This window comes from Roseibium aggregatum (assembly GCF_017309185.1).
Lineage (GTDB): Bacteria > Pseudomonadota > Alphaproteobacteria > Rhizobiales > Stappiaceae > Roseibium > Roseibium aggregatum_B.
Map to the genome: position 1 here is coordinate 947,487 of NZ_JAEKJZ010000001.1, position 23,101 is coordinate 970,587.

Annotated in this window: 21 protein-coding genes; 14 read left to right on the top strand and 7 right to left on the bottom strand. The window is 61.0% G+C overall.

The window, feature by feature from the left end; all coding sequences use genetic code 11:
- Positions 1-14 precede the first annotated feature (14 nt).
- The 3 genes from JF539_RS04275 to JF539_RS04285 all read left to right on the top strand — a co-directional run bounded on the left by JF539_RS04275 (position 15) and on the right by JF539_RS04285 (position 2,550).
- The gene (locus tag JF539_RS04275; RefSeq protein ID WP_207139099.1) at positions 15-1,058 is read left to right on the top strand and encodes a class I SAM-dependent methyltransferase; all 1,044 of its coding nucleotides are present in this window, start codon (positions 15-17) and stop codon (positions 1,056-1,058) included.
- Positions 1,059-1,348: 290 nt separating this feature from the next.
- Entirely contained in the window at positions 1,349-2,050 is a 702-nt protein-coding gene (locus tag JF539_RS04280) for a pseudouridine synthase (RefSeq protein ID WP_207139100.1), read from the top strand.
- A 221-nt stretch (positions 2,051-2,271) separates the two neighbouring features.
- Complete coding sequence (locus tag JF539_RS04285; RefSeq protein WP_207139101.1) at positions 2,272-2,550, top strand: GIY-YIG nuclease family protein; 279 nt, start codon at positions 2,272-2,274, stop codon at positions 2,548-2,550.
- Positions 2,551-2,842: 292 nt separating this feature from the next.
- On the opposite strand, the gene JF539_RS04290 is transcribed toward JF539_RS04285, so the two are convergent.
- Both JF539_RS04290 and JF539_RS04295 read right to left on the bottom strand, forming a co-directional pair.
- Positions 2,843-3,961, bottom strand: a complete 1,119-nt coding sequence (locus JF539_RS04290; protein WP_207139102.1) for a TauD/TfdA family dioxygenase — start codon at positions 3,959-3,961, stop codon at positions 2,843-2,845.
- A 254-nt stretch (positions 3,962-4,215) separates the two neighbouring features.
- The gene (locus JF539_RS04295) at positions 4,216-4,779 is read right to left on the bottom strand and encodes an HdeD family acid-resistance protein (protein WP_209016996.1); all 564 of its coding nucleotides are present in this window, start codon (positions 4,777-4,779) and stop codon (positions 4,216-4,218) included.
- Between the two features lie 124 nt (positions 4,780-4,903).
- Between JF539_RS04295 and JF539_RS04300 the strand changes: the two genes are divergently transcribed.
- From JF539_RS04300 to JF539_RS04315, 4 genes are all read left to right on the top strand, one after another.
- Positions 4,904-5,323, top strand: a complete 420-nt coding sequence (locus JF539_RS04300) for a MarR family winged helix-turn-helix transcriptional regulator (protein WP_207139103.1) — start codon at positions 4,904-4,906, stop codon at positions 5,321-5,323.
- 192 nt (positions 5,324-5,515) lie between these two features.
- Complete coding sequence (fabF, locus tag JF539_RS04305) at positions 5,516-6,778, top strand: beta-ketoacyl-ACP synthase II (protein ID WP_207139104.1); 1,263 nt, start codon at positions 5,516-5,518, stop codon at positions 6,776-6,778.
- Between the two features lie 75 nt (positions 6,779-6,853).
- Entirely contained in the window at positions 6,854-7,411 is a 558-nt protein-coding gene (locus JF539_RS04310) for a helix-turn-helix domain-containing protein (protein WP_207139105.1), read from the top strand.
- Complete coding sequence (locus tag JF539_RS04315) at positions 7,408-7,974, top strand: GNAT family N-acetyltransferase (RefSeq protein ID WP_207139106.1); 567 nt, start codon at positions 7,408-7,410, stop codon at positions 7,972-7,974. Before JF539_RS04310 ends, JF539_RS04315 begins: the two co-directional genes overlap by 4 nt.
- Positions 7,975-8,204: 230 nt before the next feature.
- Here the strand turns inward: JF539_RS04315 and JF539_RS04320 are convergent, their stop codons facing one another.
- Both JF539_RS04320 and JF539_RS04325 read right to left on the bottom strand, forming a co-directional pair.
- Complete coding sequence (locus JF539_RS04320) at positions 8,205-8,867, bottom strand: FAD-binding oxidoreductase (protein ID WP_207139107.1); 663 nt, start codon at positions 8,865-8,867, stop codon at positions 8,205-8,207.
- A gap of 405 nt (positions 8,868-9,272) precedes the next feature.
- Positions 9,273-11,081, bottom strand: coding sequence for an ATP-binding cassette domain-containing protein (locus tag JF539_RS04325; RefSeq protein WP_207139108.1), 1,809 nt, complete (start codon positions 11,079-11,081; stop codon positions 9,273-9,275).
- A gap of 206 nt (positions 11,082-11,287) precedes the next feature.
- On the opposite strand from JF539_RS04325, the gene JF539_RS27585 reads away from it, so the two are divergent.
- The 5 genes from JF539_RS27585 to JF539_RS04350 all read left to right on the top strand — a co-directional run bounded on the left by JF539_RS27585 (position 11,288) and on the right by JF539_RS04350 (position 17,378).
- Entirely contained in the window at positions 11,288-11,788 is a 501-nt protein-coding gene (locus JF539_RS27585; protein WP_207139109.1) for a BA14K family protein, read from the top strand.
- A gap of 220 nt (positions 11,789-12,008) precedes the next feature.
- The gene (locus tag JF539_RS04335) at positions 12,009-13,595 is read left to right on the top strand and encodes a peptide ABC transporter substrate-binding protein (protein ID WP_207139110.1); all 1,587 of its coding nucleotides are present in this window, start codon (positions 12,009-12,011) and stop codon (positions 13,593-13,595) included.
- A gap of 89 nt (positions 13,596-13,684) precedes the next feature.
- On the top strand, positions 13,685-14,608 hold the full coding sequence (gene oppB, locus JF539_RS04340) for an oligopeptide ABC transporter permease OppB (RefSeq protein ID WP_207139111.1): 924 nt from the start codon (positions 13,685-13,687) through the stop codon (positions 14,606-14,608).
- Positions 14,609-14,625: 17 nt separating this feature from the next.
- Positions 14,626-15,744, top strand: coding sequence for an ABC transporter permease subunit (locus JF539_RS04345; protein WP_207140837.1), 1,119 nt, complete (start codon positions 14,626-14,628; stop codon positions 15,742-15,744).
- A gap of 8 nt (positions 15,745-15,752) precedes the next feature.
- Positions 15,753-17,378, top strand: coding sequence for an ABC transporter ATP-binding protein (locus JF539_RS04350; protein ID WP_207139112.1), 1,626 nt, complete (start codon positions 15,753-15,755; stop codon positions 17,376-17,378).
- Positions 17,379-17,381: 3 nt separating this feature from the next.
- On the opposite strand, the gene JF539_RS04355 is transcribed toward JF539_RS04350, so the two are convergent.
- Both JF539_RS04355 and JF539_RS04360 read right to left on the bottom strand, forming a co-directional pair.
- On the bottom strand, positions 17,382-18,158 hold the full coding sequence (locus JF539_RS04355) for a GntR family transcriptional regulator (protein WP_207139113.1): 777 nt from the start codon (positions 18,156-18,158) through the stop codon (positions 17,382-17,384).
- A gap of 392 nt (positions 18,159-18,550) precedes the next feature.
- Positions 18,551-19,618 carry a dipeptidase gene (locus tag JF539_RS04360; RefSeq protein ID WP_207139114.1) on the bottom strand — a complete coding sequence of 356 codons (1,068 nt, stop codon included), beginning with the start codon at positions 19,616-19,618 and terminating at the stop codon, positions 18,551-18,553.
- A 215-nt stretch (positions 19,619-19,833) separates the two neighbouring features.
- Between JF539_RS04360 and JF539_RS04365 the strand changes: the two genes are divergently transcribed.
- Complete coding sequence (locus JF539_RS04365) at positions 19,834-20,517, top strand: L,D-transpeptidase (protein ID WP_207139115.1); 684 nt, start codon at positions 19,834-19,836, stop codon at positions 20,515-20,517.
- 9 nt (positions 20,518-20,526) lie between these two features.
- On the opposite strand, the gene trhA is transcribed toward JF539_RS04365, so the two are convergent.
- Complete coding sequence (gene trhA, locus JF539_RS04370; RefSeq protein ID WP_207139116.1) at positions 20,527-21,183, bottom strand: PAQR family membrane homeostasis protein TrhA; 657 nt, start codon at positions 21,181-21,183, stop codon at positions 20,527-20,529.
- A gap of 1,022 nt (positions 21,184-22,205) precedes the next feature.
- Here trhA and JF539_RS04375 point away from each other — a divergent pair.
- A complete protein-coding gene (locus JF539_RS04375) occupies positions 22,206-23,090 on the top strand; it encodes a VWA domain-containing protein (protein WP_207139117.1) in 885 nt (294 codons plus the stop codon).
- Positions 23,091-23,101: the final 11 nt, after the last annotated feature.

A 23,101-nucleotide genomic window follows, 5' to 3' on the forward strand; every position in this document is an offset into this window, starting at 1 on the left:
CAAACAGGTCCTCCATGTCCGATTCCGCGCTCGAAACCCTTTTTCTACCTCTTGAGACGGAAGCGGTCGAGATTTCCGACGATGCGCGGATCCTGTTCCTGCGCGCCCGCGCCGGACGGGAGCTGAACGCGTTCAAGGCGCATGACCTCCTGTGTGAGCAAAGCTTCGCGCCGGACCGGGACGCCCTGCAGAAGGCTGGCCTCAAGGTGGAGCCGGAGACGGCGGCGGAGGGGTTCGACGCGGTGCTGATGCTTCCCGGACGCCAGCGCCAGGAAGCGCGGGCGCAACTTGCACGAGGCGTGGCGAAGGCCCGGCCGGGTGGAGTCGTGATTGCCTGCGCGCCGAACGCGGAAGGGGCGAAAACCCTGGAAAGCGATCTCGCGGATCTCCTGGGCGGCGCGCAGAAGCTCTCCAAGCACAAGTGCCGGGTGGTCTGGGAAACGCTGCGTCCGGAGAGTGTGAACAAGGAGCTCCTCGCCGAATGGCTCGCGCTCGATGCGGTTCGTCCAATTCTTGACGGCGCCTATCTGAGCAGGCCCGGTATTTTCGCCTGGGACCGGATCGACCCGGCGTCGAGACTGCTCGCCGGTCTGCTGCCGGACAGTCTCAAGGGACGCGGCGCGGATCTCGGCGCGGGTTTCGGATATTTGAGCCGGGCCGTTCTGGAAAAGGCGCCCAAGGTTGCCGCACTCGATCTCTACGAAGCGGAGAAGCGGGCGCTCGACCTTGCCGAACGCAACCTAGAGGCCTTCAGGGGCAAGAAGACGCTGAACGGTATCTGGTCCGATGTCACGAAGGGGATCGAAGGCCCTTACGACTTCATCGTCAGTAACCCGCCCTTCCACCAGGCCGGCAAGGCGGACCGTGCGGACGTCGGCCAGGGCTTCATCCGCGCGGCTGCAGGCGGTCTCAGGCCTGGCGGCGAATTCTACATGGTTGCGAACCGGCACCTGCCGTACGAGCAGACGCTCACCCAGGTCTTCGCGAAGGTGGACCAGCTTGCCGACGAGGGCGGCTACAAGGTCATCCGGGCCGTGAAGGGCAAGGGAGGGCGGTAAGTTGTTGTCAGTTGCCGGAAATCTGTTGCCTGCTGATGTTCTTTTTTCAAGGCGTTCTGGCGAACGCCCGTCTCCCCCCTTGAGGGGGAGATGTCTCCGGCAGGAGACAGAGGGGGGGCTCCGGCCTGTCCAGGAAACCAAAGTTTGCGATTGGCGGAACCGCCCAAGCCCCCCCTCTGTCCGTTTCGGCGGACATCTCCCCCGCAAGGGGGGAGAAGGGTGCAAGGCGCAGGGGCGCGGCGGAATTGACCCCAAACGCTTTGGTCGTCTGTCGTCAGGAGGGTGCTGACATGCGGCTGGTGAAGCTTCTCGCCAATCTCGGTTATGGCAGCCGCAAGGAAATGCAGCAGGCGATCCGCCACGGCTGGGTGACCGACCGGCAGGGCAACCGGCTGAAAGCCGACGCGAAGACCGCCCATGAGGAAATCCTGTTCGACGACGAGCCGCTCGATCCGGCCCAGGGCGTCGTTCTATTGCTGAACAAACCCACCGGCTACACCTGCTCCACCAAGGACCAGGGGCGGCTGGTCTACGATCTCCTGCCGGACCGGTTCCGGATGCGCAAGCCGGCGCTTTCCACGGTCGGGCGCCTCGACAAGGAGACGTCCGGCGCGCTTCTGTTCACAGACGACGGAACCTTCCTGCACAAGGTGATCTCGCCGAAATCCGAGGTGCCGAAGGTTTACGAGGCGACACTCGACCGACCGCTCAGGGGCGACGAAGCTGCATTGTTCGCCTCCGGCGAAATGATGCTGGAGAGCGAGGAAAAGCCTTTGAAACCGGCCGAACTGGAGGTGCTCGACGAAACCCGCGCTCGTCTGATCCTGCACGAGGGCCGCTATCACCAGGCCCGCCGCATGTTCGCTGCCACCGGCAACCACGTCACCGAGCTGAAACGCATCCGCATCGGCGCGCTCGGCCTGGACGGTCTTGACGAAGGCGCCTGGAAGGCCCTTTCTGAAGACGAGAAGGCCCTGATTTTTCAGGGGTGAATGGGTGCGCACCATCTCCCCCGGTGTCACCCCGGCCAAGCGTAGCGCAGAGCCGGGGCCTACTCGCATTATGGCTAGGTCTGCCGCTGAGATTGACCGACTGCATCGGAATGAAAAAGAGAGGCTCTGCGAATGAGTGGGCCCCGGGTCTCGCGATGCTCGCCCGGGGTGACACGGAGGTTGAGGTTAATTAGGCTGAAGCTCAACGTTGAGGTGTGTCTTTGACCTATTACGTCTATATTCTGGCAAGCCGAATGCACGGCACTCTTTACGTCGGGGTGACGAACAATCTTGCCAGACGGGTTGAAGAACACCGCAACGGTATTGCCAGCCGGTTTACCCGTCAAAACCATGTGCACAGGCTTGTCTATGCAGAGCCGTTCGAAGAGATTGAAGCGGCAATCGCCACGGAAAAGCGCCTCAAGAAATGGCACCGAGCCTGGAAGATACAGCTGATCGAAAAGGGCAATCCGGACTGGCACGACCTTTTGACGCCGTAACCCCGGGTCTCGCGAAACGCTCAAGAGACGATATTGCGCTCGCATGCCATGGATTTCAGAAGCGTCAAGACCTCGGGATCACCTACTCCTTCGGTGTCACCCCGGCCAAGCGTAGCGCAGAGCCGGGGCCTACTCGCATTATGGCTAGGTCTGCCGCTGAGATTGACCGACTGCATCGGAACGAAAAGAGAGGCTCTGCGAATGAGTGAGCCCCGGGTCTCGCGATGCTCGCCCGGGGTGACACTGGTGTTTTAGGGGAGTTTTCGAGCCGATTTCGAATGCCCGGGTCTTGTTATCTTTTCCCCCGGCTCAGCACGCGAATGCGGCTGTCGAATTCGCCGCGGTCCACGTAGCAGCCGCGCAGGTGGCGGAAGCCGGTGTTCGGGTTGAAGGCCGAGCGGCCGTGAAGGATCCGGCGATTGTCGAAGATCACCATTTCCCCGCCCGTCAGCCTCGTCGAGATAACGTAGTCGTCCGAGCGGGTCATTTCCATGATCCTCCGGTAGGCGCGGTAGTAGGCCTCCATGCGGTCCGCCGGCAGGTCGAAGATCCCCGCAAGATGGGCGTTAAAATGCAGCTCCTGCAGGTTCCCGAAAAGATCCAGGTCGATCACCGTATGATGGCGGCGGATGTCGTAATCCGCGTCGTGAAACCGGAAAGGGACCGGCGTTGTCGACAACAGCTCGAAGGCATCTGGATCCTCGTCCCTGAGATCCGTCGCGATGGCGAAACCGTCGCAGAACGTGGAGCCGCCGCCTTCCGCGTCGTTGGCCAGGCAATGCAGGAACTGGAACCCGGGCGGAAGTTCCTGGTTCGCCAGATCCGTATGAAGCGGCAGGGCGTGGGAGGTATACGCCAGGTTGTTGGGATTGGGCTTCGACATCACCTCGAAGGTTGTACCGAAATTCGTCTCGCGCAGAAAGCCGATCCGGCGGGCGATCGCCATGCCGGCATCCTTGTCGTCCGCCATGCCGTCGACAAGCGCCAGACCGGTTTTCTTGGCCGCGGTCAGAAAGTCGAGCAGGGCGTCGTCGTCCGTCATCAGCGAGCGGGCCGAGCCGCGGGGAAGGTCAGTGGCCGGATAGTCGCCCCGCCACAGAATGGGCGCGATCGCGGCCGGATCGGCCAGTCCGACCCCGGGTCGGTGATCGAACAGCCAGCCGGCATCGTAGCGGCTGACATGGCCGTCCTCGTTCCAGATGAGCTCGATATCGCCGCCGTCGACATCGGCGCTTGTAATAGCGATGTCAGGGGAAACGCCGGTCAGGTCGAATTGCCGCTCGTTGGTCTGAGGATGAAACCCGCTCGGGCAATTGTCCCTGAGCCAGAGAAAGGGGAAGTCCGCGCTGGTCCCATTGGGCCAGGCGACATGAAGCATGCGGCTGCCGCCGCGCAGGAAGACTGTCGTCATCTTGAAAATCCGTCGATGTGTTTGGGGATCAGGTGCGCACCGGAAACGGGCGCGTGTATCAACGGCTGGCGGGGGGCGGCCACCACCAGTAGGCCTTGTTATGCGGATTGCCGGGATTGCGCCCGAGAATTGCAAACATCCAGCAAAGACCTGTGAGAAGACATCTGTCTCAGTAGAACATAAAACAAAAGATAAGTCGAAAACTTTCCCGGCAAACAGGTTTACCGGGGATCAACAGTAAAAAGACCTTAAGGTCAGCCCTTGGACGCGCGGGCGGCGAGAGCGATCGCTATATAGCTCCAGCCGTTGACCAGAACGGAAATCCCGGCGATCAGGCCGAGCGCCCAGGCAGCGGAGGAGGGCAGGTCCAGCCAGATCATGATTCCGGCGGCGAGCGATACGATGCCGGCGATCAGGACCCAAAGCCAGCCTTCGTGCGGCTTCAGCTTGAAGGCGAGCAGGATCTGGCTGATGCCTTGCGCCGCGAAGATGGCCGCGATCACAAGGGTCAGCGCGAAGGTGCCGGCCAACGGGTTGAAATAGATCACGAGACCGCCGATCACGGCGATGACACCGGTGAGGAGGTTCCAGATGAAGTGGGCCGTGCCTTGCGTCTTGAACGCATTGTAGATCTGCACCAGACCGCCAACGAACAGCACTGCGGCAATGAGAATTGTCACCGCGACGGACGTCGCCAGCGGCGCCGCAATCAGGATAAGGCCGCCGATCACCAGGGCGATGCCCAGCAAAAGAAACCAGCCCCAGTTATCCTGGATCTTCTTTTTCATGTCTTCGATTGTCTGAACCGCATCTGTCATCTCAACCTCCTGACGATATGGCTGAATTCACGTTATCCGCTTCGCAGACAAACGCAAAATGCTGATGACAATTTCATCAGGGGAAAGCTGTTGACATCGGCTGTGTATATACACACTTTAAGGCATGGATGAAGACGATTTTTCCCTTTGCGTTCTGGACAATGTCCGCAAGGCGGCGCGCGCGGTGAGCCGGCATTACGACCGGCTGGCCCGTACGGTTGGCATGACGGCGGGCCAGTTCTCCGTTCTTCTGGTGATCCGGTGCGCGCCGGAGAAGACGACCGGCGATCTGGCGGAGCGGCTCTCAATGGACCGGACCACGCTGGTCCGCAACATCAAGCTTCTGGAACGTGACGGTCTGGCCGTGTCGTCGCCGTCTCCGGAAGGGAGGGGCAAGTGCTACCGTGTGACGGAAAGGGGAGAGAAATTGCTGAAAGAGGCCTTGCCATTGTGGCGCGAGGCGCAAGACGGTGTGCAGACCCATCTGGGGAAGGAGGAATTCTTTAGTCTTGTCAATATGTTGAAGAAGCTTTCGAAGCTCTGATACGAGCGGCTCTTCAAGTGCTTTTTGAAGGGCTTGAGACCTTGCGGGACTGTCGGCCTTCTGTGCGGTTCCGGGAAATTAGCAAGCAACTCCAGCGTCTTGGAGCGGACACCGCCCATTTCGACGCAAGGAGGATCTGAAAAAGCGACGCCGTGCGATCAAGGGGTCGGGCGAACAATCAAGAGGTAGGAAATGCGGCGAGTGGTGATAACGGGATTGGGTGTCGTTTCGCCTTTGGGAACCGGTGTGGAACCGTTCTGGAACCGGGTCAAAGAGGGGGCGAACGGCATTCGCGGCATTACCCGTTTCGAGACCGGCGATCTGGCCTGCCGGATCGCAGGCGAGGTTGTGGACAGATCCGAGGACCCGCACGGGTTCGACATTGATGCGTTTCTGGACGTCAAGGAGCAGCGCCGAACCGGCCGGTTCATTCATTTCGCCATCGCGGCGGCCCAGGAAGCGATCAATCAGGCCGGCATCGAGCCGAAGACCGAAGCGGAAAAGCAGCGCACCGGCACGATCATCGCGACGGGTGTCGGCGGCTTTCCGGAAATGACCGCGGGCACGCGGCTGGTGGACGAGAAGGGCCCGCGAAGGGCGTCGCCGTTCCTGGTACCGTCCTTCCTCGCCAATCTGGCGGCGGGCCAGGTCTCCATCCGCCACGGCCTCAAGGGGCCGATCGGCGCACCGGTGACCGCCTGCGCGGCCAGCCTGCAGGCGCTCGGCGACGCGGCGCGCCTGATCCGCTGCGGCGAGGCCGACGTCATGGTGGCGGGGGGCGCGGAAGCCTGTATCGACCGGGTGTCTTACGCCGGCTTTTGCGCGGCCAAGGCCATGTCCTCGAGGCGCAACGACGACCCCTCCCATGCCTCGCGCCCGTTCGACAAGGACCGGGACGGCTTTATCATGGGGGAGGGCGCCGGGATCCTGATCCTCGAAGACTACGAGCACGCCAGGGCGCGTGGCGCGACCATCCTTGCGGAACTCTCCAGCTACGCCACAGCTGCCGACGCCCATCATGTCACCGCGTCTCCGCCGGACGGGGAAGGCGGTTTGCGCGCCATGCGTCAGGCCCTCGCCGGCGCCGGTCTGACGCCGGCGGATATCGGCTATGTCAACGCCCACTCCACCTCGACCCCGGTCGGCGACAGCGCGGAAATCGCGGCCCTGAACACGCTTTTCGAGGGCCGTGGCAAGGATCTGGCCGTATCGTCGTCCAAGTCCTTGTTCGGCCATCTTCTGGGGGCCGCCGGCGCCGTCGAGGCGGTGGCCTGTGTCAAGGCGCTGGAAACCGGCCTGCTGCCGCCGTCGCGCAATCTCGACAATCCGGACGATGCCATCGCCCATTTCGAGATGGTGCCGGGCAAGGCGGTGGCCAGGGAAGTCTCCCACGTCCTGACCAACGGCTTCGGCTTCGGCGGCGTCAACGCCAGCGCGGTGCTGTCGAAGGTTTGAACCGCGATCCGACAAGACCGGTTGGCAAGAAGGAAATTCCCATATATGAGATAGTTCTCAAATATGGGAATCTTCATGACGGAACTCGACAAAGACATTGGCAGACGGATCGCCGATCTGCGCAAGAGCAGGGAGTGGCCGCTTGAACTCCTGGCGGAAAAAGCCGGTGTCAGCCGGGCGACCCTCTCGCGGATCGAGCGCGGAGACACCAGCCCGACGGCCGTCGTGCTCGGACAACTGGCCCGGGCCTTCGGGCTTTCAATGGCCGATCTCTTCGGCTTCGGAGCGCCGCTGCTGAACGCGCGGGTGAAGCGCGACGACCAGTCGGTCTGGCTGGATCCGGAAACGGGCTTTCGCCGTAGAAGCGTTTCGCCGTCGGCCGCGGGGTTTCGCGGCAGCGTCATCGAGGGCGAATTGCCGGCCGGACAGACGATCACCTATTCCCTGCCGCCCCTGCCGGACCTGGAACATCATCTGGTCCTTCTGGAAGGCGCGCTGATGATGACCCTCGGTGACAGTCAGCACGCTTTGTTGCCGGGCGACTGCCTGAGGTTCCGTCTGAATTCTCCCAACAGCTACCATGCGCCCGGTCCCGACCCGGCCCGCTATCTTCTGACGGTGATTACCCCATGACAGAGACCGACCGTTCAGGCCGTCCGGCCGACGCCTTCGTTCCCGAACCGCCGGTCTTCCTGCTGTCCGCAGCCGAAGCCCGCGCCGCCGTGCCGGATCTCTCCCGGCTGCTGAAGTCCTGCGTGGAGGATGGCGCGGGGATAGGCTTCATCCTGCCGCTGTCTGAGGAAAAGGCGGAGGCCTTCTGGAAGGACAAGCTCGCGGGTGTCGAGGACGGAAGTGCTTTCGTGATGGTGGCAAAAGACGGGGACAATATCGCCGGTGTGGTGATGTTGATGCTCGCCACCCAGGACAACGGCCCGCACCGGGCGGAGGTCGCCAAGCTGATGGTGCATCCGGATCACCGCCGCAAGGGCCTGGCACGCAAACTCATGACCGCCATCGACGGTCTCGCCCTGTCGCTGGACCGCTGGCTTCTGGTGCTCGACACCGTCACCGGCGACCGCGCCGAAAAGCTTTACCCCACCTGCGGCTACAAGAAGGCAGGCGTCATCCCGGACTATGCCTACGACAGCCACGGCACGCTCGATGCGACGACGGTGTTTTACAAGGATCTGCGGTAAGAAGGCTGGAGGTTTTTCGAGCATTCCGCGAAGGGCGCTTGCGGTGCTCCCTCCGAAAACCGTCATCCCGGGCGAGCAACGCGAGACCCGGGACCTACTCGCTTGCAGAGCGCTGTTGATAATGTGCGGCATGACGCGGTAACGCTGTGGCTTGCGGGTCAGAGAGTAGGCCCCGGGTCTCGCTGCCGCGAGCCCGGTGTGACACCAGTTTCATAACGAAAGACTTCAAGTTATTCGCTGAGATCGACGGAGTCCGGCTCGACCCCGAGCGTTTTCAGAGCCTTGCGCACCGCGTCCATCATCGGCGGCGGACCGCAGAGATAAAACCGCCTGTCGAGATCAGGCACGAGGTCCTGGATCAGGTCCACATCGACCTCGCCGTGACGGGTTCCTGTGACATCTTCATCCGACAGGACGTGATCGACTTTCAGCCCGTCCATCGTCTCCAGTTCCTTGCGGCAGATGATGTCGGCTTCCGTCTTGTTGGCGAAGATCAGCTGGTTGCCCTTCAGCTTGTCCTTTTCCTCCAGCTTGCGAAAGATCGCCAGAAACGGCGTAATGCCCGCGCCACCGGCGATGAAGACGCCAGGCTCCTCGTAGCGGAAGGTCTTGAACGGATCGGCGATCAGGATTGGATCACCCTCCCTCAGGGCATGCAGCTTCTCCGTCACGCCGTCATGGTCCGGATAGGCCTTGATGGTGAACTCCAGCGCGCGCTCTTCCGGCAGCGACGTCATGGTGAAGGGCCGCGTTTCCTCGCGCCAGCCGTCCTTGTCGAGCGCGATCTCGGTGGCGTCGCCGACCGTGTAATCGTACCCGTCGGGCTCGGCGATCACGAACCGCTTCACGTCGTGGGTTACCCTCTCGATTTCCAGGATCTGCGTCTTGTGCATCGGTTTTCTCCTTTCGGGAATTTTGACCGTGGCTGAGGAGAAAACGCGGCGGGCGGGGTATGGTTCCGGGAGGGCGCAGGGAAAGCTTCGAGTCACGCCGTGCAGAGTCAGCCACAATTGCCGTTCGGCCATTAGCCCGGAACCCTATCCGTTTGCATGGGAAGGTACGACCGATTACCCGACGGTCATTGCCGGACTTGATCCGGCAATCCATGCCGTGTCGGAGCAACGAGGGAGAGCGCATCGCTTGGGGCGGCGACGTATCGGCACGGATCCCATGGTCGAGCTATGGGACGACTGTGGAGGATGTGGCGAGGTCGTCCCGGCCCTTCGCCAGGGCGCCGGGCGTTCGTCGCTTGAAACGCCAAATCGTTGGCGTTTCATTTGCCGGAGGCAAATCGCTCCTCACCCCTCGTTCAGCATCTCTAACTCCAGCCACTGTTCTTCCGCGGAATCCTTTTTTTCAGTCAATTCAGTGATCTGCGCGGATATCTTGGCAAATTTGTCAGGGTTCTTGACGTAGAGCTGCGGGTCGTTCATCTCCGCCTGAAGGGCCTCAAGCTTTGCCTCAAGCTTCTCGATTTCCTCAGGCAGTGTCTTAAGAAGGTGCTGCTGGGTGAAGGAGAGCTTCGATTTCTTTTGCGGTTTTTCCGATGAAACTGCTGGGCCTGAAGGTTTTTCCTTCTTTGCCGGAGCTGCCTTTTCCACCTTGCGTGCGGTCACGCCTTCGCCGCGCTGGGCAAGCATGTCGCTATAGCCGCCAGCGTATTCGCGCCAGACGCCATCGCCTTCCGACACGATCACGGAGGTGGCGACGCGGTCGAGGAAGTCGCGGTCGTGGGAGACGATAAGAGCGGTGCCCGGATAGTCGGCGAGCAGCTCCTGCAGGAGGTCAAGGGTCTCGAGATCCAGGTCGTTGGTCGGCTCGTCGAGCACCATCAGGTTGGACTTGTTGGCGAGCGCCCTTGCCAGCATCGCGCGGGCGCGCTCGCCGCCGGAAAGCACCCCGACAGGCGTCCGGGCCTGTTCGGGCGAGAACAGAAAGTCCTTCATGTAGGACATCACATGCTTGGTCTCGTCGCCGATGACCACCATGTCGCCGCGCCCGCCGGTCAAAACCGAGGCAAGCGTGTCGGTGAGGTCGAGGTTCTCGCGCTTCTGGTCGAGGGTGACCATCTCCAGATTGGTGCCGAGCCGGGTGGAGCCGGTGTCGGGTTGAAGCTCTCCGGTCAGCATCTTGAGGAGCGTCGTCTTGCCAGCGCCGTTCGGTCCGACGAAGCCGACCCGGTCGCCGCGCTGGATGCGGCTGGAGAAGTCCTTGACGATGGTCCGCTCGCCATAGGTCTTGGAAATGGTCCTGGCCTCGATCACCAGCTTGCCGGAGACCTCGGCCTCCGTGGCGCTGAGCTTGGCGGTGCCCTGCGGGCCCCGGTGTTCGCGTTTCTGCTTTCGTAGATCGGCGAGCTCGCGCACCCGGCGCATGTTGCGCTTGCGCCGCGCGGTGACCCCGTAGGTCATCCAGTGCTCTTCGCGCTTGATCTTCTGGGCAAGTTTCTGCTGGTCGATCTCCTCCTGTTCGAAGACCTCGTCCCGCCAGGCCTCGAAATGGGCGAAGCCCTTGTCCAGTCGCCTCGAGATACCCCGGTCGATCCAGACCGTGGAACGCGACAGGTTTTCCAGGAAGCGCCGGTCGTGGGAAATCAGCACCAGCGCGGATTTCAGGCCTTTCAACTCGTCTTCAAGCCACTCGATCGCCGGCAGGTCCAGATGGTTGGTCGGCTCGTCGAGAAGAAGCACGTCCGGTTCGGGCGCCAGCGTGCGGGCGAGGGCCGCGCGCCGCGCCTCGCCACCGGAGAGCGCCTTCGGGTCTTCCGTTCCCTTGAGACCGAGCACTTCCAGCAGATAGGCGCCCCGATAGGGATCGTCGCCCTCCGTCAGCCCCTCGTTGACGTAATCGAGCGTCGAGGCATAGGCGCTGAGATCCGGGTCCTGCGGCAGGTAGCGCAGGGTGCGGCCCGGTTGGAAGAACCGCTCGCCGGAATCCATCTCAACGAAGCCGGCCGCGATCTTCAAAAGCGTCGACTTGCCGGAGCCGTTGCGCCCCACAAGGCAGAGCCGTTCGCCTTCTCCGACGGAAAGCTCCGCGCCGGTCAGAAGCGGCGTGCCGCCGAAGGTCAGGTGAACGTCACGAAGTGTCAGGAGAGGCGGGGCCATGAGGGCGTTGGAAATCCGGTCGGAAATTGATGATCGGCGCCCGGTTTACTGGCCTTGCCGGACCCGCGCAAGCGAGGAAGCGGTAGGGCCAAGGCATATTTGAACAGGCGCAGCAGGATTTTTCCCGAAAACTGCGCTATCCTGCCTGCAAGTGGACAGGGGGCTGATACCGGGCACGGCCTATGTGGCCTGCGGGAGTGTGTATTATGGCAAACTGGCTTTTGCGGTCCTCAAACATCCGGCGCGCCGTCAGGGTCTTCAGATCCGGCATCGCGGCAGCGCTCCTGTGCGCCGCCGGGGGACTCGTCCTTGTCTCGGGTGCGGAAAAAGCCCGCGCGGACGGCATCTATATCGGCGGGCCGGGCTTCGCTGTCGGCGTTGGCAGCAGGGGATACAGGGGATCGTTCTACTGGGGCCGTGCCGGCTATTACGGACCTCCCTACCGGCCCTATGGGGCACCCTATTACTACCACCCCTACGACATGCGCGCCTATCCTTACCGGTCGCGCGTGTATGTGGCGCCACCGCGCTACAGGGCGCCCGCTCGCCGATACTACGGACAACCGCAGCGTGTGCCGTACACGAAGACCGGACTGGCCCCTTTCACCCCGGCATGGGTGCGCTATTGTTCGCGGAAATACAAGTCTTTCAACCCGAATACGGGCACCTATCTGGCCTACAGCGGAAAATACCGTTTCTGCCGGTAGATGTATAATTTTGTTTCGCAAGGGCGTATGAAAATGTCCCGAACCTCGGATTTTTGCGGTAAAAATTTTCTGAATTATCGAAGTTATCGCAAAAACATCGCCTAATTGTGCTTGGGGTTGGAACATTCCGTTAGGAGATGCTTGATTGCTCGTAAAGAGCGTGGAATCTTTTGGCACATCGTTCCTGAATTTCAATGAAAAACCCAGAGGGGAGAGCGATATGTTCAAGTCCATGCATGTTACGGCGCTTGCGGCGGCTCTGATGGCCGCAACATCTTTAGCGGCGGTCGCGGAAGTGGTTTATCACCGCGGCAACACGGCGGATCCGGAAACCCTGGACCAGCACAAGACCTCCACGGTCTATGAGTCGCATATCCTGCGGGATCTGTACGAGGGGCTGGTTGCCTATGACGTCAACGGCAAGATCATCCCGGGCGTGGCGGAGGAGTGGACTGTTTCCGACGATGGCCTGGTCTACACTTTCACGCTGCGCGACGACGCCAAATGGTCCAACGGCGATCCGGTGGTCGCCGGTGATTTCGAATACTCCCTGAAGCGCATCATGAATCCGGAAACGGGCGCGAAATACGCGACCGTTCTCTATCCGATCAAGAATGCGGAAAAGATCAACAAGGGAGAGCTTGAGCCTGGCGAGCTGGGCGTCAAGGCGGTCGACGACGCGACGCTGGAAATAGCGCTTGAATCGCCGACGCCCTATTTCATCGATCTGCTTGGACATCAGACCGGCCTGCCGGTGCATCCGGCGACCGTCGAGGCCCATGGCACCGACTTCGTGAAGCCGGAAAACATCGTCAGCAACGGCGCCTTCACACTCGCCGAGTTCATACCGAACGCCCACGTCAAGGCGGTCAAGAACGAGAACTTTCATGACGCGGCCAATGTGAAGGTCGACACCGTCTTTTATTATCCGACCGAGGACCGGGGCGCGGCTCTGCGCCGGTTCCAGGCGGGAGAACTGCACACCAACAACGACGCGCCGACCGAACAGGTCGCCTTCATGCGGGAGGAATTGGGAGATCAGTTCCGCGTGGCGCCCTACCTCGGCACCTATTACTACGCCCTGAACCACGAGGACGAGGCGCTGTCCAAACCGGAGGTGCGCCAGGCGCTCTCCATGGCCATCGACCGGGAGTTCCTGGCGGACGAAATCTGGGGGTCGACCATGGTCGCCGGCTATTCCTTCGTGCCGCCGGGCATCGGCAACTACGGCGAGCCGGCCTATGCCGACTACAAGGACATGTCCCAGATCGACCGCGAGGAAAAGGCGGCCGAGCTCCTGGAGGCCGCCGGCTACGGAGAGGACAATCCGGTCAAGCTGACCATCAACTACAACACCTCGGAAAACCACAAGAACACGGCGGTTGCGATCGCCGACATGTGGGCGCCGCTCGGTGTGGAAGTCTCGATGATCAACACCGACACAAAGACCCATTATGCCATGCTGCGCGACCGTCAGGACTTCGACGTCGCCCGTGCCGGCTGGATCGGCGACTATTCAGATCCGCAGAATTTCCTCTTCATGGTGGAAAGCGACAACGACGGCTTCAACTATGCCCGCTACGACAATCCGGAATACGACGCGCTTATGGACGAGGCGGCGGCGACCGTCGACCTGGAAAAGCGCGCGGCGATCCTGAAAAACGCCGAAGAGGTGTTCATGCGCGACCTGCCGTTCATTCCGCTGATGTACTACGGTTCCCTGAATCTGGTCTCCGACAAGGTCTCGGGATTTGAGGACAATCTCCTCAACATTCATCCGACCCGCTGGATCGGCATCTCCGGATAATCGAAACCCGGACACCGGCAAGGCCTGTGCCTCGCCGGTGTCCGCAAGCGCGGCACGAGACCGCCGTTTGAACGACAGGGGCAAAGCCTATGCACCGCTATGTGCTCGCTCGATTGCTCGGGGCAGTCCCGACCCTTTTTCTGATCGTCACACTCTCGTTCTTCCTGATCCGCATCGCGCCCGGCGGCCCGTTCGACCTGGAACGTCCGCTTGAGGCCAAGGTGATGGAGAACCTGAACAAGATCTATCACCTGGACGAGCCGCTCTGGAACCAGTACCTGATTTATCTGCAGAGCATCGCGCGGCTGGATTTCGGCCCGAGCTTCTATTTCCGCGACTTCACCATCAATGAACTGTTCGCCCAGAGCCTGCCGATTTCAATTCAGCTCGGCCTTTCCGCTCTCTGCCTCGCCCTTGTCGTGGGGGGGATGCTCGGGGTGGTCGCGGCCCTGAGGCAGAACCAGCCCGTGGACTATACCGTAATGGCGGCCGCGACCCTCGGCGTCACCGTGCCGAATTTCGTGGTCGCGCCGGTTCTGACGCTGATGCTCGGCGTATGGCTCGGCTGGCTGCCGGTCGGAGGCTGGGGCGGCGGAGCCTTCGTCAACAAGATCCTACCCATTGTCACCCTGGCCCTGCCGCAAATCGCGGTTGTCGCCCGGTTGACCCGCGGCTCGATGATCGAGGCGCTGCGCTCCAACCACGTGCGCACGGCAAGGGCCTATGGCCTGACCGGTTACATGGTCATCGTGGTGCATGCGCTTCGGGGCGCCATTCTGCCCGTGGTCTCCTATCTCGGGCCGGCCGCGGCCGCTCTTCTGACCGGCTCGGTGGTGATCGAGACCATTTTCGGCATCCCCGGCATCGGCCGCTATTTCGTGCAAGGGGCGCTCAACCGCGACTATACCCTGGTGATGGGAACCGTCGTGGTGGTCGCCTGTTTCGTCATCCTCTTCAACCTCATCGTGGATCTGCTTTATGCGCTGCTCGATCCGCGCGTGCGCTACGACTGAGGCCATACCCAATGACCATGACTGTTACAGCCCCCGAAGTGCCCGCGAAAGGGCGGTCGCTCTGGGACGATGCGCGGGACCGGCTGATGGCCAACCGCGCCGCCGTTACCTCCCTGTTTGTCCTTGTGGCGATCGCGCTGCTTTCCGTGTTCGGTCCGATGCTGTCCCCCCACGATTTCGACACCGTGTACCGGGACTATGTGAAGGTCCGGGCAAGTCTTCAGGCCTATCCGCGCGCGGAGCAGGTGGAGCCGGGATTTCTCGCCGCCCTCAAACGGGCGCGGTTGAGTGTCGAGAGTTACCGGCGTGACGGCGACAGCGTTGTTGCGTCGGTTTCCTCCAGACGGGAAATCGACCCGCGCGCGGTTCGATACGTCGACCGGAGCAACCTCTTCAGGAACGCGCAGCTGTCCGACATCTCCGCAGACGGCAAATCCGCGGTCATGAAGGCCGATATTGACCACATGCATTTTTATTTCGGCACCGATTCCAATGGCCGGGATATGATGGCAAGGACCTTCATCGCCGGACGGGTGTCGCTTACCATCGGACTGCTGGCGACAATCGTCGCGATCTCCATCGGTGTCCTTTACGGCGCGACCTCCGGCTATCTGGGCGGCCGGACGGATCAGATGATGATGCGGGTTGTCGATGTGCTCTATTCGCTGCCCTTCATTTTCTTCGTCATCATGCTGGTGGTCTTCTTCGGCCGGAACTTTGTCCTGATGTTCATCGCCGTCGGAGCTGTGGAATGGCTGGACATGGCCCGGATTGTGCGTGGCCAGACCCTGTCCATCAAACGCCAGGAATACGTGCAGGCGGCGGAAGCCATGGGGGTGTCCGACAGCGGCATCGTCCGCCGCCACATCATTCCGAACACGCTTGGACCCGTGGTTGTCTACATGACCCTTCTGGTGCCCAAGGTCATCTTGCTGGAAAGCTTCCTGTCGTTTCTGGGGCTGGGTATACAGGAGCCGATGACGAGCTGGGGCGTCTTGATTTCCGAGGGCGCGCGCAACCTGCAGGGCGCGGCCTGGATGCTGATCTTCCCGTCGATCTTCCTGACTTCGACGCTGTTTGCCTTGAACTTCATCGGCGACGGGTTGCGCGACGCGCTCGACCCGAAGGACAGATAGGGGGCAGCATGACGGATCAAACCGGAAAAACCGTCCTCTCCATCAAGGATCTGAAGGTCGATTTTCAAACCGCGACCGGTACCGTCAACGCCGTGCGCGGCGTCGATATCCATGTGAACAGGGGAGAGACGGTCGCGATCGTGGGCGAAAGCGGGTCCGGCAAGAGCCAGACCGTGATGGCGGCCATGGGCCTTCTGGCCTCCAATGGGCAAACCGCGGGTGAGGTCGTCTATCAAGGCCGCAACATTCTCGGTCTTCCGCTCAAGGAGCTGAACCGCGTGCGCGGCCGGAAGATCACCATGATTTTCCAGGAACCCATGACCTCGCTCGATCCGCTTTACACTGTCGGAAGGCAGCTTGCCGAACCGATGGTGGTTCACGGCGGCCTGTCGTGGAAGGCTGCGCGCAAAAAGGCGCTGGAGCTTCTGAAGCTGGTGAACATCCCGGAGCCCGAGCGCAAGATCAGGGCCTTTCCCTACGAGCTGTCCGGCGGTCAGCGCCAGCGCGTCATGATTGCCATGGCACTTGCCAACGACCCGGATGTTCTGGTTGCCGACGAGCCGACCACGGCGCTGGATGTGACCACGCAGGCCCAGATCCTGGACCTGCTCGCCGATCTTCAGAAGCGCCTCGGCATGGCGGTGATCTTCATTACCCACGATCTCGGCATCGTCCGCCGGATTGCCGACCGGGTTTATGTGATGAAGATGGGAAGGGTCGTGGAGAACGGCGAGACGGCCAGGATCTTTTCGCAGCCTGCGCATTCATACACGAAAATGCTGCTGGACGCTGAACCCTCAGGCCACAAGCTCCAGGTCCCCGACACGGCGCCGGTTCTGCTGGAGGCACAGAAGGTCGCGGTGGAGTTCGAGCTCTCTTCCGGTTTGCTTGCACCCGGCCTCATCCTGCGCGCGGTTGACGATGTCAGCTTCTCGCTGCGCAAGGGCCAGACATTGGGGATTGTCGGCGAAAGCGGTTCGGGGAAATCGACCCTGGGGCGTGCGCTCTTGAACCTGCTTCCCTGCACCGGACGCGTGGTCTTTCAGGGGCAGCCGATTTCCGGCCTGAGCCGGGCCGCCATGCGCGGCTTGCGCAAGGACATGCAGCTTGTCTTTCAGGACCCGTTCGGCTCACTGAGCCCCAGGCTGACGGTCGGCCAGATTGTCTCCGAAGGACTTCAGGTCCACGAACCCGCATTGAGCGCCAGGGAACGCGACCTGCGCGCCTGCCAGGCGCTGGAGGAAGTCTCGCTCGATCCGGCTCTGCGCAATCGGTATCCGCACGAGTTTTCAGGGGGGCAGCGCCAGCGGATCGCGATCGCGCGCACCATGGTTCTGAAGCCGGAACTGGTCGTTCTCGACGAGCCCACCTCCGCGCTCGACAGGACCATCCAGAAACAGGTGGTCGAGCTTCTGAAAGAGCTTCAGAAAGCCAATGAGCTGACCTACCTGTTCATCAGCCACGATCTTGCCGTCGTCCGGGCCCTGTCCGACACGGTGATGGTCATGCAGAGAGGCAAGGTGATCGAGGCCGGCACAGCCGACGAGATTTTCGAAGCGCCGCGCTGCGACTACACGAAGGAACTGATCGGGGCGGCCATGCTGACGAAACGGCAGATGATGGAAACAGCCTGATTTTTATTGAGACCGGAAGCTGCCGCTGTCCAGGATCCGTGCGGGACCGGTCTGGAAATTTCCGTGATGCTCTCCGGCTACGTCGCCGTAAATGTCGGGTGCCGATTGGGCCGCGATCATGAGGATATGGTTTTTCAGCGTCTCCGCCGCAGCCTGAACATCGCGCTGTTGCAGCGCGTCCAGAATGCTGGAATGCGGTGGCACACCTGGAAGGTTCCAGATGGAATCGAGTTGCGCTTTCGGGATCATGATCCGGTGAAGGACCAACGACGTTTTGACCAGGATGGGCTCCAGAACGGACAGGCCGGAGCTTCTGAAGAGCTTCAGGTGAAATTCCCGGTCAAGCTCCGAGCAACCGAAAAAATCCTGACGTGCCTGGCAGTCGTCCATCTGACGGTCGAGATCGCGCAGCTCTTCCAAACAATCCCGTGTCATGGATCTGACCGCGCCGGGGATCCCCGCGGTTTCAATGTCGATACGGAGCTTTAAAAGCAGCTTGGCTTCCAGAACGCTTGGGTCGGTTACAAAGGTTCCCTGATAGCCTCTCCGGACAACCAGCCCGTTCAGCTGCAATTGCATCAGGGCTTCCCTGATGGTGCTCTGGGAGCAGCCGTATTCCTGGGCGAGGGCCTGTTCGGTGATCGGGCAGTTGGAGGTTAGCTCTCCTGTGACAATTTTCCGCTTGAGATCCTGGTAGACTGAGTCCGACTTGCGGCCGCGTTTTCCGTCCCGGCAATAGGCCTTCTGCCCGCTGTTCTCCGCGGCAAGTTGTAATTTCACGTCGTTCTCCCCCAACCGGATAGGTTCGTATCGGTCGCACTTATCCCGCCCGCTGCGGGACCCGGTCCCGTTTTGGAGCCATTCAAGTTAACTCGCCCGATTATCCGATGGTTCGGAAGAGGGGCCGATGGGACACTGTCTTTGCACGCAACCTGCCAGGCGGGGTCTGAGCTACCGGCCGCGTCATCTACCAAACAGCAGTCTGCGATTTGGTGAGCGCGGTTTTTTATTCTCCGGAAGCGCCGATTGGCGGCTGCAGAAAACTACGGACATATTTTTCTTCGCGCGATTGTGAATTGCAATCGCAAAACCGAAATCTTTAGTAACAAATATGAGAGGTCGTTCATTCCGTGCGGGAAAGAATACGGCCTCAAACCGGGACCGGCCGTTCTCTAACGCGCCGACTTCTCCAAAGCGGCGATCCAGTTTCTGAAGGCGATCTTTTCAAGCACCGTTTCATTGAAGCCGCGGTCGTGCAGAGCCTCCATGAGACGGGACAGGCCTGTCACATCGCCAAGATCCTTCGGTGGTGTGCAGCCGTCGAAGTCCGATCCCAGGGCAACACAGTCTTCGCCGACCCGGTCAACCAGGTAGGCCGCGTGATCGGCAATCAGGCTGAGCGGCGTGTCGCGGGTAAAAGCCCCGTCCGGCCTGAGAAACGGCACATGGAAATTGAGGCCGACCAGACCGCCGCTTTCCTTGATCGCATCGAGCTGCTTGTCGGTCAGGTTGCGGCGGCTGGGACTGATCGAATGGGCATTCGAGTGACTGGCGACAATCGGCCGGTCGGTGATGCGGGCCACGTCCCAGAAGCCTTTCTCGTTCAGATGTGAAACATCCACGAGAACACCGAGCTGGTTGCAGGCCCTGACCAGATCTCGGCCTGCCCCGGACAGACCCGGTCCGATATCAGGCGATGCGGGAAGTTCCATGGGCACACCGTAGCCGAAGGCGTTTTCTCGGCTCCACACAAGGCCTAGTGACCGAAGACCGCGCTTGTAATAGTCCTCCAGGGCATAGAATTCCGTGTCGATGGCTTCCGCGCCCTCGATATGGAGGCTGACCGCCAGGCGGTCGGCATCGATGGCCGCGGAGATCTCCTCCGGCGATCGGCACACCACGACACTGCCTTCCGACTCGTCAACGATCCGCTCGGCGCGCTCCAGAAGGCGGTTGGTGAAGGAGAGTGCCAGGGGCTGTTCGACAGGGGCGAAATTGGCCGGATCCTTCGGATTGAACGGCCTGGAGAAATCCTGCTCCGGATCGGAGGGGACGAACATGGCGAACAGTCCGCCGGCAAATCCCGCTTCCCGGGCACGGACCATGTCGAGATGGCCGATCCGGGAGCGGTCGAAAAAGCTGCGCTCTCGGCCTTTGATCGCTTCGATTTCCAGCCTCAGAAGGGTGTCGTTGTGGCCGTCGAAAACGGGATAGGGAGATTTGGCGGTCGAATTTTGCACGGAAGATCCTTGGGGGGAATCGGAAGGAGAGGCGGGATTCAGCGAGGCACGCCGGTCACAATTTAATGCTTCGCGCAAAGAATGTAAGGCCTGTCCGCCGAATGTGACTTGCAACGGACGCAAAGCTGCCTCAAGAAAAGGCCGCACATTCTGGAGGCTTCATGACGCGCCGAAATTCGTTTCTGAAGAAGGGGTCCCTTGAGGATCGAAGTTTGATGAGCCGCCGGGCTCTGCTTTCCGGTGGATTGGTCGTGACCACTGCGGCTCTGGCGGGGTGCCAGACTGTTGTCGGTCTGCCCGACCAGGCGGAGCTGCCGGACGCGGAGTTCGACTACGCCGCGGCCTATGCGGCGCTGCCGGACGGCGATTTCACATGGCCGGCGATCAACTATCAAAACTTCGACCGGCAATATTGGCGCCAGGTGGTTGAATACAAGACCCGTGAGCGCCCCGGTACGATCATCGTCGATCCCTACAACAACTTCCTCTATTGGACGCTCGGCAACAAGAAGGCGCTGCGCTACGGAATCGGTGTGGGCCGCGCGGGCTTCGCCTGGTCAGGCGAAGCGCTGATCCGTGTGAAGCGCGAGCACCCGATCTGGCGCCCCCCGCAGGAAATGATCGCGCGCAAACCCTCCCTTGCCCGCTACTGGGAAAAAGGCTACCCGCCCGGCTTGAAGAACCCGCTCGGGGCGCGGGCTATGGATTTGTGGCAAGGCTCGACGGACACGCTGTTCCGCATTCACGGCACCAATCAGCCTACGTCCATCGGCAAGAACGTTTCGTCCGGCTGTATCCGCATGTGGCAGCAGGACGTGATCGACCTGTTCAACCGCGTGCCGTTGCGGACCAAGGTGATCGTCCTCGAAAAGGATCCGAACGGGGGGACGCAGTCTTAGGGCCTCGACCTACGACAGGCCCCTGGCGAGCGCCACGTCGTGAAAGACGGCGCCGAAGTGGCAGACGGCCGCGGCCAGAACGAAGGCATGCCAGATGGCGTTTTGGAACGGCAGGCGCTTCCATGCATAAAACACGGTGCCGACCGTGTAGAGAAGGCCGCCGGCAAGGATCATGAAAAAGCCGAAACTGGACGTGTTTTCGATCAGCGGATTGACGGCGAAGACCACGAGCCAGCCAAGCCCCAGATAGATCGGTACAGTCAGCCGTTCGAGCCCTTGCAGGTGGGCAAGCTTGACGATCGCACCGGTGAGGGCGCCGGTCCAGACCACGGCCAGCAGGATGCCGCCTGTCCAGCCACCTATGATGATGCCGGCCAGCGGCGTGTAGGTTCCCGCGATCATGAGGAAGATCGCGGCATGGTCCAGCCGCCGCAGGATGCCGGTCTTGTGGTCCCTGGCAAGCATGTTGTAGAGCGCGGAGCAGATCAGCATGGTCATCAGGCAGGCGGCGTAGATCGTGACCAGGAGTTGGCGTGCCGGATCTTCCGCGTTCCAGAGCGCAACCGCCAGGATAACCGAGGCCGTCAGGCCGAGGCAGATCCCGACAACGTGAATCGCGCCATCGGCGATAAATTCCGCGAGCGTTTGCGGTCTGATCGTCGCCATTCTGTTCGCCTCGCAGGTTTGCCGGTTCTTTCAGGTCTCAAGGCATTTATACCATTCGTAACTAACAGGAACGCATCTGACCGAGTTTGGAACCTGTTTGGTTGGCAGCGTGCCGCAGGGCGATACGGGTTATCGTCCAAGGCGCGCGACGGCGCCAAACAGGCGCCAAACTCGACCTCCGGTGGCTCGTTCCGGCTCGCCGGACGGCGTTGCGCTGCTTGAACGGCCAACCAGGCCGTCCCGCCAACGCACCTTGCCGGAAAATCGGAACGTGCCATCAGATGGGTTTCTGTTAGTTGCGGATGGTATTATACGCCGGTTTCCGGCTCGAGAGTGACGGCTTGCCGGATTGGTGGCCATTCAAACGGGGAAAACGGTCAAAAAACCAACGGCGAGGCGATTTTCAGCAGCCTTGGCATCGGCGCGCGGCAGAAGCTTCGCGTAAAGAACGGTCCTCAGCGGTATTTGAGCGTTCCAACGAGCGCGCTTCCAGCGGCGGCCCAGCGATCCGTTCACCATGCGGCGGTTTGAATCTGGCAAACGGAAAGCATCATCCAGGCGTGTTCGTGGTGTCACTCAAAAAGACGGCCGGGTCCCGTTTCCCGGACCGTAGAATGCGTTCCAAATTTCAAATTATTCGAAAAAGTGACGAAGAGTCAGATAGTTATATTTCGTAGCAAAAGTAACTTCTAAATGCACAATTTTTGGTTGCCTTAGAGATTGTCTATATGCGGCAGTTGTAGATATTTGACACATACGAACGTAGAGAAAGAAAGCCTCAAACCTATTAACCGATTAAAATACAATTAATATATCGTTTGATGGTTGCGTAAAAATGTGGATAAACTATTATATTGCCGTTTGGTAATATGTGTTGTGAAGGGGGAATTGACCCAATGATTGGTATATCGAAATTAGCAAGGGCCGGGGTTGTCGCCGCTGGAGCCGTTATGTGGGCTTCCGCTGCGAATGCCGCAGGCTCCGTGGGCTGGCTGAGCCCTGCGAACGGAAGTTCGTATCCGGTGGGGACCACCGTATCTCCGGCCGGACAGGCCAACGCATCGGGAACGATCGGCGGCGGCCTCGACCTGGTTATTGTCATGGATTCTTCGGGTTCCATGGGAAGCACGGTGCCGATTTCCGGCAATCCGTCGCGGCGACAGGTTCAACAGGATGCCGCAACGGCCCTCGTGAACAGCTTGCCTTCAGGGTCCGCGGTCAGCATCGTGGATTTCGACTCGTCCGCTTCTGTGACGCAGGGCCTGACTGAACTTCCGACAGGGCTGGGCAGCGTTACGACTGCGATCAGCAACATTAATGCTTCCGGCGGCACGAATATCGCGGCCGGCATCGCCGCTGCTGACGGAGAACTTGACGCAAACGGCCGTTCGGGCACGTCCAAGCAGATCCTGGTCATCTCTGATGGCGGGTCATCGCAGACAGCGGCCGAAAATGCGGCCGCTGCCGCCGCTGCGGACGGCTATACTGTCAACACGGTCTCGTTTCCAGGTGCCAGCACCTCGACCATGGAGGCAGTGGCGATTGCCGGCGGTGGAACGTTCGTTAATTTCTCGTCCAACCCGCAAGACATCGTCGATATCTTCAGCGGTTCAGGCGGCGGTGTGCTCGTCGGTGTGTCCGGCGTGCAGATCACCGATCCGGATGGCAACTCCTTTGCGGCGATTGTCGACGCTCTCGGAAACTTCACCGTTCCCGGGTTCAGCCTGAATGCCGGTGCCAACACCTGGACGGCACTTGCAAGCTTCACGGACGGTTCGACCGCAAGCGCGTCGTTGACACTGTACGGAACTTCGACCACGGCCGTTCCGCTCCCGGCCTCCGGCCTGCTTCTCTTTGCCGCCGTGGGTGGCCTGGGAGCAATGCGCCTTCGTCGCAAAAAGGCCTGATCTGATCGCTT